We start from the raw sequence: 228 nt of genomic DNA on the forward strand, positions 1-228 counted from the left end.
ATTCGCCTCCGATGAAAGGCGGCCATTGTTCTTTCGCGTCATCGAGCACTACGAACGCGTGCTGCAGCTGATAGCCATCTTCTTTCACATCCAGTCGCGACAGAGGCTGGCGAGCGACAAAACCTTGGTTGGCGTTCGTCTGTCCGACAGGGAAATGCAGTGCCTGCAATGGGCGGCCCGCGGCAAGACGGCCTGGGAGATCGGCCAGTTCCTTGGCATCACTCAACG

General features: G+C 58.8%; 1 protein-coding gene. It reads left to right on the top strand.

Annotated features, from left to right (window positions below; all coding sequences use genetic code 11):
• Positions 1 to 25: 25 nt before the first annotated feature.
• A partial coding sequence (locus KVT37_RS33405; RefSeq protein WP_217579138.1) for a LuxR C-terminal-related transcriptional regulator occupies positions 26 to 228 on the top strand: 203 nt, incomplete at its 3' end.

This window comes from Mesorhizobium sp. GbtcB19 (genome assembly GCF_019091085.1).
Classification (GTDB): Bacteria; Pseudomonadota; Alphaproteobacteria; order Rhizobiales; family Rhizobiaceae; genus Mesorhizobium.